Here is a 12,441-nt window from a genome sequence, read left to right as displayed (position 1 = left end):
AGATGAAAGTAATAATTATTGGTGGAGGTATTGGTGGACTTTGCACGGCTTTGTGTTTAAAAAAAGCTGGTTTTGAAGTAAAAGTTTTTGAGTCTGTAAAAGAAATTAAGCCTTTGGGGGTTGGTATTAATACTTTGCCACACTGTGTAAGAGTACTAACAAACCTTGGTTTACAAGAAAAAATTGCCCAAACTGCTGTCGAAACACAAGATTTACTGTATTTCAATCGCTTCGGACAAAAGTTTTGGGAAGAGCCACGTGGACGCTTTGCAGGTTATAAATGGCCACAGTTTTCTATTCATCGTGGAAATCTCCAAATGTTATTATTTGAGGAAGTACAACAAGTCATCGGGACAGAAAATGTTTTGACAAACCATCATTTACAAGAATTTCAAGATAATGGCAACGAAGTAGTAGCAACATTTATCAACCGTGAAAATGGTGAAGTGATTCTCCAAGAAAAAGGAGATATTTTGATTGGAGCTGATGGCATTAACTCAGTTGTAAGAAAACAACTTTATCCTCAAGAAGGTGGTCCTTGTTATTCTGGTAATGTATTGTATCGTGGAACAACTTGGATGAAGCCTTTCTTGTCTGGAAGCTCAATGGTAATGATTGGAAGTCTGAAACAAAAAATGGTCGCCTACCCTATCGACCCTCGCTTAGATGAAAATGGAAATCAACTCATCAATTGGGTGGCTAATTTAAAAGAACCTGATTCTGAAAAAATAACAGTTAGAGACTGGAATCGCCAAGCTGATAAAGCTCGTTTAGTTGAAATTTATAAAACTTGGAATTTTGATTGGCTTGATGTACCTAAAATGATTAGTGAAGCTCCTGCGGTTTATGAGTTTCCTATGTCTGACCGCAACCCGCTTGATAGATGGACATTTGGAAGAGTTACACTTTTAGGAGATGCTGCTCATCCAATGTACCCGATTGGTTCAAATGGTGCTTCACAGGCAATTTTAGATGCCGATTGTCTGACAGAAATGCTTATCAAAGAAACCGATGTATTGACTGCTCTACAAAAATATGATGCGGAAAGAGTACCAGCCGCAGCCAAAGTGGTCATGCAAAATAGAGCAAAAGGCCCTGACCAAATCATGGATATGATGGAAGAACGTTTTCCAACTGGTTTTTCTACAAATGAAATCCCACATGATGAATTAGAAACAGTAATGAATCATTATAAACAAATCGCTGGCTTTGATGTCCAAAGTCTTAATCAAAAACTATGAAAACAACCTTAACCCTCGCCATTTTTGTATTATTTTTTTCAAGTAAAATTCAAGCACAAAATACCAATAAAAATATGGAAAGCCCTCAATTAGAATTTGTGTGTGAATTAAAAGTATTAGTTTCTTCTCCAATGGTGGTTGGAGAAACAGCTCATGGTGTTCGCCGTGTCATTCCTATTGTTGGTGGAACTTTTGAAGGTCCAAAAATGAAAGGTGACATTGTTAATGGAGGGGCTGATTGGCAAATTGTCAGAAAAGATGGTGTGGCCGAGTTGGAAGCACATTATACCATCAAAACTGATGATGGAACTTATATATACATCAAAAATCTGGGGTTGAGAGTAGCTTCACCAGAAATCGCTGCTAAGATTGGCAGAGGTGAGCAGGTCAGTCCAAACGATTATTATTTCAGAGCTGTGCCAAAATTTGAAGCTCCTGCGGGCAAATATGAGTGGTTGAATAATGCTATTTTTATATGTAAAGGTATTAGAAACCCAGATAACGTAACGATTCAAGTTTGGAAAGTTTTGTAAAATCTTGCCTTTTTCACTTAAAATATTCAAACTCTATTACTATGAAAAAAATTATCATTCTCTTGTTATTAACCAACGTCGTTTTTGCACAAAAAATAGCAAAAATAGACTCAGGAACAATCAATGGGGCAAAATATCGTATTCTTTTTCCTGAAAACTGGAAAGGAAAATTAGTGATGTATGCACACGGTTATGAGTTTATGGGAGCAAAACCACTACAAAGTCAAAATCCTGAATGGCTTAAAAGAATGTCACCTTTTTTAGAAAGAGGCTTCGCCGTTGCTGCTTCTGATTATGCTTATCAAGGCTTTGCTTTACCACAAGGAGTTGACGACACAGAAGCATTAAGGCAATATTTCGTAAAAAAATATAACAAACCTGACTCAACTTTTATGGTTGGACACTCAATGGGTGGAGGTGTTTCGGTAGCAACTATTGAAAATTTTGGAGCAAATTACAACGGTGCATTACCTATGTGTCCGCTTTCGAGTCGTCCATATTTACAATGCAGAAAAGAGTTTGATATTTATGCGACTTTTAATGGTTTGTTCCCTGGAGTTGTTACTTCTTTAAGTGATATTTTTGATTTATCTAAGCCATATCAAGCTCAAAATTCAAGAAATATGCTTGCCAAAGCAAAAGAAATAAAGCAAGCCATTTTTAAGAAAGACTCGGCATTAGCTGTAGCATTTGCCAAACGTTTCGATTTAAAAGTAGATGATTTACCTTTTTCATTATTTTTCAACGAAAATGTTTTGAGAGACATTGCTCAAAAAGCAGGCGGAAATCCATTTGATAATACAAACACTTTGTATAGTGGTTTTCCAAATGATTTAGAAGTAAATCAAAAAGCTGAAAGACTCAAAGCAACCGTAAATCCTGATGTAATTTTCAAAAAGTATGATCGCACTGGCGAAATTAATAAACCTGTGGTTTTCTTGCATACCATTTATGACCAACTCATTCCTCCAACGTACGGCGTAGTAAATTTTGAAAATATGGTTCACCAAAAAGGCAAAGACCAATATTTTACAGTTAAATATACCAACGGACAAGGGCATTGTAATTTTACTGCACAACAAACAGGTAAAGCTTTTGATGAACTAAGAACGTGGGTAAAAACAGGCGTAAAGAATAATGCTGGCTTTATTGATTAAAAATAAATGAGCTAAGATAAAAATTGGATTGAATTTGAATATTTTTAATCAAAAATTGATTAAAAAAGTTGCAATTTTCTTCTCAAATTTGTACAATAAATTATTTGATTAACAACAATTCAAATTTTCGAAAAAGTAATATTCAAAATTCAATCTATAACCTTAACTTATTTATCAAATGAAGTTTTCTAAGCATATAAAATTTTATTGCCTTTTTATCCTTTCAATAGGAATCACGAGTGCATTTGGTCAGCAAAGTGTCCAACCTGTTTTGGGGAAAAGAAGTGTAGAAATCTTGCAAATCAAAAATCTACAATTCAAAGACCTCAATAAAAACAAAAAACTGGATAAATACGAAGATTGGCGTTTACCTTATGATGTACGTATCAAAGATTTGATTTCTCAGATGACTCTTGAGGAGAAAATTGGATTTATGATTATTAGTACGACCCGATTGGCTGGTGATAACTCATTCCAAGCCAATGCTCCTAAAACCGAAATTACAAGCGGCTTCAATGAAGAAGATTTGTTGCAGCCCAACAATATGTTTACACGTAAACCTCTGCCCAATCCGATGATGTCGGCGGCAGGAACGACCAAAGGCGTATTGAATTTCCACCTCCGCCATTTTATTTTACGTGCCAACACCAGTGCCAAGACGATGGCAGAATGGTCAAACAATCTGCAAGCCTTATCTGAAAGTTCACGTTTGGGTATTCCTTCAATTGTTGCCTCAAACCCACGTAATCACGTTACACTTGACGCCTCGATTGGTTTAAGTGTTGGAACAACTGTTTTCTCAAAATGGCCAGGTGAATTAGGACTTGCTGCCATGAGAGACCCAAAACTAACCCGTGAATTTGCCGAAATAGCAGCCAAAGAGTGGACGTCAGTTGGTTTAAGAAAGGGGTATATGTACATGGCCGATTTGGCTACTGAGCCTCGTTGGCAACGAATCGAAGGTACATTTGGTGAAGATGCCAACTTGACTTCAAGTATGATTCGTGAAATAGTTTTAGGTTTTCAAGGAACAAAATTAGGAAAAAACTCAGTAGCACTAACAACCAAACATTTCCCAGGCGGTGGCCCGCAGGAAGATGGACAAGATTCACATTTTGATTGGGGAAAATTTGCTCATTACCCTGGCGGTATGTTTGATTACCATGTAAAACCTTTCAAAGCGGCGATTGATGCAGGAACTTCTTCTATCATGCCTTATTATTCTGCTCCAAAAGGAAAAGAATTTGAGAATGTTGGTTTCTCTTATAACAAAGCGGTTATTCAAGACATACTAAGAAAGAAACTTGGTTTCAAAGGTATTATTAATTCAGATACTGGGCCAATTGATATGATGCCTTGGGGTGTTGAAAATCTATCAATTTTAGAACGTTATCAGAAAGCCATTCAAGCAGGTGTCGATATTTTTTCAGGTGGTGCAGATCCAGCCTTATTATTAGAAACTGTAAAAAAAGGACTGGTCACAGAAAGCCGAATCAATGAATCTATTGCAAGACTATTGAAAGAAAAATTTGAATTAGGCCTGTTTGAAAACCCTTATGTAGATGTAGAAAAAGCAGTAAAAATTGTCGGAAGTCAAGAGTTCCAGAAAAAAGCAGATTTAGCTCTAAGAAAATCTATTGTTTTACTACGAAATGATGCTCAACTATTGCCAATCAAGAAAAAAACTAAAGTTTATTTTGAAACCTATTATGATAATGGTAGAAATAAAAATGCCATTACTGTAAACAAGCCTAAAGTAGAAAACAGCAATCTTGAATTTGTAAATACAAAAGATGAAGCCGATGTTGTTTTATTATGGTTGATTCCTTCGGGCGGAAGCTTGTTTAGTTCGCAGGGCAAGCCAATTGAGTTGAGTTTGTCAAAAAATAAAATTGATGTTGCTCATGTCAATGAACTTACCAAAGATAAACCAAGCATTGTTGCTATCAATTATACTAATCCGTGGGTGATTAGCGAAATTGATAATAGTAATTTGAAAACTGTATTAGCTACATTTGGTACTACACAAGATGCTTTACTCGATATTGTTACAGGGGTTTATAACCCTACAGGAAGGATGCCATTTACAACACCCATTTCTGACAAAGCAGTTTTAGAAAACAAATCAGATGTACCTGGTTTTATGGAGCCAAAAGGTTATGGACTATTTATGTTTGGATCAGGAATTGGTTATAAATAAGCTTATTAAAGTATCGTTAAGTAGAAAGAATAGTCTTTTTTATTGTAATTGATTGAAAACAAGTATTTTCAGCTCATCAATTCATCAATAAAAATTCGTCAATTTACTTAACGATATTTTGTTTAATTTTGGCAAAAGTAAAACTTTATCAATCAACCATATTTTGTGCTTAGTTTTATCATGCAAAATAAACTTTTTAATAATCAAGTTGCTATCGTTACAGGAGCGGGTGTAGGGATTGGATTTGAAGTAGCTCGCCAATTAGCTGATCAAGGAGCAAAAGTAATTTTGAATGATATTAATTCTGATTTGGCAATAATAGCCAGTCAAAAAATAACTGAAAAAGGTGGAATTTGCAAAGCTTATGGTGGCGATATTTCAGAGATAAAAACCATTGAAGGTATCGTGAAGTTTGCAGTTGAAAACTTTGGAAAATTAGATATTCTTATTGCTAATGCAGGAATTACAACTTTTGGTAATTTTTGGGAATACCAGCCAGATTCCATGTTAAAACTACTACAAGTTAATCTATTTGGGACATTTTTCTTGACACAAGTTGCTACCAAACAAATGGTCTTGCAAGGACATGGTGGAAGTGTTTTATTAACTTCTTCTGTTACTGCTCATGCTGCACACCTCAATTTAGCAGCTTATGGCATGACCAAAGCGGCTATTGACCAGCTATCAAAAAATCTTATTGTTGATTTAGCACCTCATCAAATCAATATCAATACCATTGTTCCTGGAGCAACCCTAACAGAACGAACTTTGGAAGATGAAGAATATATCAAAACTTGGTCAAGAATTACCCCTTCAGGCAGACCAGCGACTGTGGAAGATATAGCGAATGCAGCTTTATTTTTAGTTTCTCCATTATCACGACAAATCATGGGGCAAAATCTTGTGATTGATGGTGGTTGGGTTTCTGTTGGTGTTTCGCCTTATTAGATTTATTTTGGGTTTCTAAAAAATAATTTAATAAAACTATGATACGACATTCTGTAATTTTAAAACTTAAATCCGATTTAGGTTTAGAAGAAAAACAAGCTTTTTTTGATGCAGTTGACAAACTTGCAGTCATACCAAATGTTCAAAAATTCGAGGTTTTGAAACAAATTAGTACTAAAAACAAATTTGAATATGGTATTTCGATGGAATTTGATAACCAAGAGCAATACGATTTTTACTCAAATCATGCTGAACATCAGGCATTTATTCAAAATTTTTGGATAAAATCAGTTGAAGATTTTTTAGAGATTGATTATATTCTGATCTAATAAAAAAATAAACTTATATGAAACCTCTAAAACAATTCCTCTTATTTTCTGCATGTAATTTAGTACTTTTTTCATGTTTAAAGCCTGTTCAAAATACGAATTATGTTGAAAAAACATTGACAACTGCTGGTGTTTTTTCAAAAAAACAAGCTGAAAATGGATCAGTTCTTTATAACAATAATTGTATTGCATGTCATGGCAGAGATTTGAGAGGTTCTGAGGGAGGCAATGCACTAATTGGCGAACGTTTTTTAGCAAAATGGAAAGAAAAGCCTTTAAATGATTTGTTTGAATTGACAAAAAAAACGATGCCAAAGACCAATCCACATTCTTTGGATGATGCTTCATATACTGCAATTATAGCTTTTATACTTAATGCCAATGGATACCCTTCTGGTGAGATAGATTTGGTCTCAAATAAAAAGAGTTTGCAAAATATTTTCATTGATTCTCCTCCGCCTTCAAGGGTTAGTATGAGATTTACCCCAAATCCTAATAACCAAAAAACAAAAACAATTGAAGGTGAATGGCGTCAGCATCGAGGCGACTTTGCGAGTACCAATTATTCTCCTTTAGACCAAATTAATAAGGAGAATGCTCCAAATTTAAAAATTGCATGGCGTTGGAAAACTGATAATTTTGGGTCGAGTCCTGAGTTTTATTTTAAAGTTACGCCGTTGATGGTAAATGGTGTATTATACACTACAGCAGGTTTGAGCAGAAGTGTAGCAGCAATTGATGCTGAAAACGGTGAAACATTATGGACTTTTAGGTTTGATGAAAAAGAAAGAAAAACTTATGTGCCTCGACAAAATTCTGGTAGAGGAGTTGCCTATTGGACTTCACCTGATAAAGGAAAAGACCGTGTAGTTTATATTACACCAAGTTTTCAATTAATTGCTTTGGATGCACAAACTGGCCATTTAATTCCTGACTTCGGCGAAGGTGGAATTGTAGATTTGAAAAAAGGCTTGGGTGCTTACGCAGATCCGCTCACTTCAACGATTGGTTCGACATCCCCTCCTATTATTGTGAATGATGTAATAATCATGGGAGCCAGTTTTCCAGTAGGATTAGCTCCTGTGTCTAAAAACCAAGTTCGAGGAGATATAATGGGGTATGATGTGAAGACAGGGAAACAATTATGGATTTTTCACACTGTTCCGCAACAAGGCGAAGAAGGCAATGAAACTTGGGAAAAAGAAAGTTGGAAATATACTGGCAATGCTGGAGCATGGGCTCCACTCACAGCCGACCCTGAATTAGGCTACGTTTATCTTCCTTTAGAAGCTGCAACTGGAGATTTTTATGGAGGACATCGACCTGGCAATAATTTATTTTCTCAAAGTTTGGTTTGTTTAGATGCGAAAACTGGCAAAAAAGTTTGGCATTATCAGTTAATTCACCATGATATTTGGGACTATGATTTACCAGCTCCGCCAATTTTGGCTGATATTAATGTTGAAGGAAAGCCAATCAAAGCAGTAGTTCAACTTACCAAACAAGCCTTTGCTTTTGTTTTTGATCGAGTCACAGGAAAGCCCGTTTGGCCAATAGAAGAAAGAGCAGTTCCACAAAGTGATGTAAAAGGAGAATGGACTTCTCCTACTCAACCATTTCCAACAAAACCAGCCGCTTATGATAGACAAGGCTATTCGGATGATATTTTAGTAGATTTTACGCCAGAAATCAAAAAAGAAGCCTTGAAAATTGCCAGTCAATTTAAAAAAGGCCCACTATTTACGCCTATTAGCCTTTATCAAGCACCTAAAAGTCTTGGAACATTAATGCTTCCTGATGCGGTAGGTGGGGCCAATTGGCAAGGTGGTGTTTTTGACCCATTGAAAGGTATGCTATATGTATCATCAAGTACGGTACTACGGCCTATGAGTTTAGAATCTGCTCCTAATTTATCAGATATGGATTATGTAGCTTACATGGGTAGTTCAAGAATTGGCCCTTATGGCTTGCCATTGGTAAAACCTCCTTATGGAAGAATCACAGCAATTGACCTTAATACTGGAAATCATCAATGGATGATACCTAATGCAGATACTCCAAGCTGGGTTAAAGATATTCCTGCATTAAAAGGAATTGATATTCCTCGCACTGGATTACCCGATAGAGTTGGTATGTTGGTAACAAAAACACTTTTATTTGCAGGAGAAGGTGCAGGTCTGTATGGTTCAGACGGCGGTGGAGGCAATAAGTTCAGAGCCTACGATAAAGCAACCGGAGAAATCATTTCAGAAATAGAATTACCCGCCAATCAATGTGGATTGCCAATGACTTATTCTATTAATGGAAAACAATATATTGTAGTAGCAGTTGGAGCAATTGGCCACCCAGGTGAATTAGTAGCTTTATCTCTTTAAAATAAAGGCTCGTGTCATAGAAAAACGGACACAAATAATATAAATATTTTAAAAATATTGATTTGAAGGGATGACCTGAAAAGTCTATATCAATAATAATATCTATATTATTTGTGTCCGTTTTTTTATTCTCAGCGGATTGTACTATTTATTTTTTTAAAATATTTTATTTTTTTCAGAAAAGTCAGCACAGTACATGACAATCCATATTCAATCCTATTTTATCTTTGAATATTCACTTTTTATTTCTTTAAACTATGAAAAAATGTACAAGAATATCCTTTGTTTTTTTTGCCGTTTTGGCCATTCAAAGTAGTTATTCACAGACCACTCTACAACAAAATTTTCAAAACCCACCTAATGCCGCAAAACCAAGAGTTTGGTGGCATTGGATGAATGGAAATATCAGCAAAGATGGCATCCAAAAAGACCTTGAATGGATGAGCCGTGTAGGAATTGGCGGCTTTCAGAACTTCGATGCAGCCTTATTTACACCTGTGGTAGTTCCCAAGAAAATTGTTTTTATGACACCCGAATGGAAAGATACCTTCAAGTTTGCTACTGAAACTGCAGATAAAAAAGGCCTAGAAATGGCCATTGCTGGATCTCCAGGTTGGAGTGTGACGGGTGGCCCATGGGTTGAGCCAAAAGATGCGATGAAAAAATATGTTTGGACCGAAACCAATATTGAAGGCGGAAAAGCATTTTCTGGAAAATTAGCTCGACCAGCCGATAATTTAGGAAAATTTCAAAATGCAAAATTAGGTGCTGGGGGCTTGACTGGCGGTTTTGTTGGACAACAACCAAATTTCTACCAAGACGCAGTTGTGATAGCTTATCGTTTACCAAAAAACGAAAAAACCTTACAATCTTTGAATCCAAAAGTAAGTTCGAGTGGAGGCTCGTTTACACTTAAAGACCTTACTGACAATGATTTAGAAAAGTCGGTAACGATTCCTCCTTTAGAAGTTGGGCAGGATATGTGGATCCAATATGAATTTGAATCTCCACAAACATTCAAAGCACTTGCCATTGTTGGAGCAATTCATACAGCATTAGAAGAGTTTCGTGGTGGGCCTGAAAACCGTACCCTCAAAGTAAGTGATGATGGTGTAAATTTTAAAGATGTGGTTACGATTTCTGGTAGTACTGTACCTCAAAATACAGTTTCATTTGCACCAACAACCGCCAAATATTGGAGAATGGCGATTAAAACACTTCCACCTGCACAAAGTCCTTTTGGAGGAATGTTAGGAGGAGGTGGTGGTGGCACGCCAAAGCCTGATGGTGTGAATGTAGCTGAATTTGTACTTTATACTACAGACCGCATCGACCGCTTGGAAGATAAAGCGGGATTCTCGCCTTGGACAGAAGACACAAAAACTTTTTTAGCTCAAAATGCCGATGCAATTTCCCCGAATGATATAATTGACTTAACCTCAAAAATGAGTGCTGACGGCACGTTGAATTGGGCAGTTCCTGAAGGAAATTGGTCTGTTATGCGTTTTGGTTATTCACTCACAGGTCGCCAAAATCACCCAGCATCGCCCGAAGCCACTGGTTTAGAAGTAGATAAGCTTGATAAAGAAGCTGTTAGAAAATACATCAATACCTATTTAGATATGTACAAAGATGCTACGGGTGGTTTGATGGGTGCAAAAGGTTTGCAATACATGGTTTTAGATAGCTATGAGGCAGGGCACATGACTTGGACAAAGACATTTCCTGAAGATTTCCAGAAAAGACGTGGGTATAATATCATGCCTTGGCTGCCAGTTTTAACGGGCAGAGTTGTAAAAAATATGGAAGAAAGCGAAAAATTCTTGTGGGACTTCAGAAAAACCATTGGCGAACTAATTGCTGAAAATCACTATGATGTGATTGGAGAAGAATTACACAAAAGAGGAATGAAACGATATACCGAATCGCATGAAAATGGTCGCATATATTTGGCCGATGGAATGGACGTCAAACGTAATGCTGAAATTCCAATGTCGGCGATGTGGACTCCTGGAAGTTTGGTAGGAGGTGCTGATGAAGAGGTACGTAGCGAAGGAGATATTAGAGAATCTGCTTCGGTTGCAAACATTTACGGCAAACCTATTGTAGCTGCCGAGTCGATGACTTCGGTCGGAAAACCTTTCCAAGAAAATCCTGAACGTCTCAAACGTACTGCTGATTTAGAGTTTGCTTCTGGCCTAAATCGCTTTGTGATTCATACATCAGTACATCAGCCACTTGATGATAAAAAACCTGGCTTTTCACTCGGGCCATTTGGACAATATTTTACTCGTCAAGAAACTTGGGCAGAAAATGGTGGTAAAGCTTGGATGGAATATTTAGGAAGAAGCTCCTACATGCTACAACAAGGTAGAAATGTAGCCGATGTTTTGTATTATTACGGAGAAAACACCAATATTACTTGGGTTACTCGTGAAAAGCTACCAACAATTCCTGCAGGATTTGAATTTGACTTCGTAAACTCTTCGGCATTAATCAATGCAATTCAAGCAAAAAATGGTCAATTAATTGCTCAAAGTGGTAATACATACAAAGTTTTGATACTCGATGAGAGTGCAAAATTTATGACATTACCCGTTTTGAAAAAAATCAAAGCATTGGTTGATGCGGGCATAAAAGTGATAGGGAATAAACCTGAAAAATCGCCGAGTTTAGCAGATAATGATGCTGAATTTCAGAAGATTGCTGACGAGATTTGGAAGAAATCGAACATAACCTCATTTGATAAAATAAATATTCAGCCTGATGTTATTATCTCAAATGCAAAAAATAAAATTTTATATCGCCACCGCCAAACAGCCGACCAAGATATTTATTGGTTAGATAATAGAAGTGATAACTCAACCGATGCTGAAGTAAGTTTCAGAGTAAATGGAAAAGTACCTGAGCTATGGAATGCTCAAACAGGAAAAACAGAAAAAGTTTCTTACCAAATAAAAAATGGTAGAACAATCGTTCCACTAAAATTTGAATCGTGGGAAGCGTATTTCATCGTTTTGAGTAAAGGTGCCACAGGCAATCTTGCTTATACAAAACCATCAAAAACTGAAACAGCATTAACCCAAATTTCAAGCCCTTGGAAAGTAAGTTTCAAAGATAAATCTGTAACTTTTGATAAATTAAGTTCTTGGGCTGAAAATGCTGATTCAGATATTAAGTACTTTTCAGGAACAGCAACTTATGAAAATACTTTCAACATAAGTACTCCTATCGCTGGCAATTATGTACTTGATTTAGGCGATGTTAAAAATATTGCTGAAGTAATTATCAATGGGAAAAATGCAGGTATTGCTTGGAAAAAGCCTTTTAAATTAGACATTACAGATGCGATCAAATCAGGTGAAAATACTATCCAAGTAAAAATAACCAATCTTTGGGCTAACAGACTTATTGGTGATGCTCAACCTGATGTAAAAGTAAAGACAACATTCACAACCATGCCATTTTATAGAGCAAATTCACCACTTTTACCTTCTGGTTTGATGGGTGATGTAAGGATTTTTGTAATAAAGTAAGTAATTGATTAAGTAATACTTATAATCAAGGGTGATACTATCGCCCTTGATTTTTTATTTTATTACAGTAGAGCTTTTTTAGATTAAATTTTAATTCTTGACAAAAGAATATTTCTATAAAA

The 12,441-nt window shown here is 36.2% G+C and carries 8 protein-coding genes; all 8 read left to right on the top strand.

The features are described from left to right. Positions 1-2: 2 nt before the first annotated feature. The 8 genes from ACQUQZ_RS10355 (at position 3) to ACQUQZ_RS10320 (ending at position 12,319) form a co-directional block, all read left to right on the top strand. A complete protein-coding gene (locus ACQUQZ_RS10355; RefSeq protein WP_435354867.1) occupies positions 3-1,241 on the top strand; it encodes a flavin-dependent oxidoreductase in 1,239 nt (412 codons plus the stop codon). Next, positions 1,238-1,774, top strand: coding sequence for a DUF3237 domain-containing protein (locus tag ACQUQZ_RS10350; RefSeq protein ID WP_435354866.1), 537 nt, complete (start codon positions 1,238-1,240; stop codon positions 1,772-1,774). The genes ACQUQZ_RS10355 and ACQUQZ_RS10350 overlap by 4 nt, the downstream gene beginning before the upstream one ends. Positions 1,775-1,815: 41 nt before the next feature. Continuing rightward, a complete protein-coding gene (locus tag ACQUQZ_RS10345) occupies positions 1,816-2,931 on the top strand; it encodes an alpha/beta hydrolase (protein WP_435354865.1) in 1,116 nt (371 codons plus the stop codon). Between the two features lie 178 nt (positions 2,932-3,109). Next, on the top strand, positions 3,110-5,131 hold the full coding sequence (locus ACQUQZ_RS10340) for a glycoside hydrolase family 3 N-terminal domain-containing protein (RefSeq protein WP_435354864.1): 2,022 nt from the start codon (positions 3,110-3,112) through the stop codon (positions 5,129-5,131). 180 nt (positions 5,132-5,311) lie between these two features. After that, entirely contained in the window at positions 5,312-6,079 is a 768-nt protein-coding gene (locus ACQUQZ_RS10335) for an SDR family NAD(P)-dependent oxidoreductase (protein ID WP_435354863.1), read from the top strand. Positions 6,080-6,117: 38 nt separating this feature from the next. Beyond that, entirely contained in the window at positions 6,118-6,408 is a 291-nt protein-coding gene (locus tag ACQUQZ_RS10330; protein ID WP_435354862.1) for a Dabb family protein, read from the top strand. A gap of 17 nt (positions 6,409-6,425) precedes the next feature. Continuing rightward, complete coding sequence (locus tag ACQUQZ_RS10325; protein ID WP_435354861.1) at positions 6,426-8,783, top strand: PQQ-binding-like beta-propeller repeat protein; 2,358 nt, start codon at positions 6,426-6,428, stop codon at positions 8,781-8,783. 257 nt (positions 8,784-9,040) lie between these two features. Next, complete coding sequence (locus ACQUQZ_RS10320; protein WP_435354860.1) at positions 9,041-12,319, top strand: glycosyl hydrolase; 3,279 nt, start codon at positions 9,041-9,043, stop codon at positions 12,317-12,319. Positions 12,320-12,441 lie beyond the last annotated feature (122 nt).

The sequence above is a fragment of the Emticicia sp. SJ17W-69 genome (assembly GCF_051209875.1).
Classification (GTDB): Bacteria; Bacteroidota; Bacteroidia; order Cytophagales; family Spirosomataceae; genus Emticicia.
Note: the sequence above shows the minus strand (reverse complement) of the source record. Positions and strands in the feature narration are given on the sequence as shown.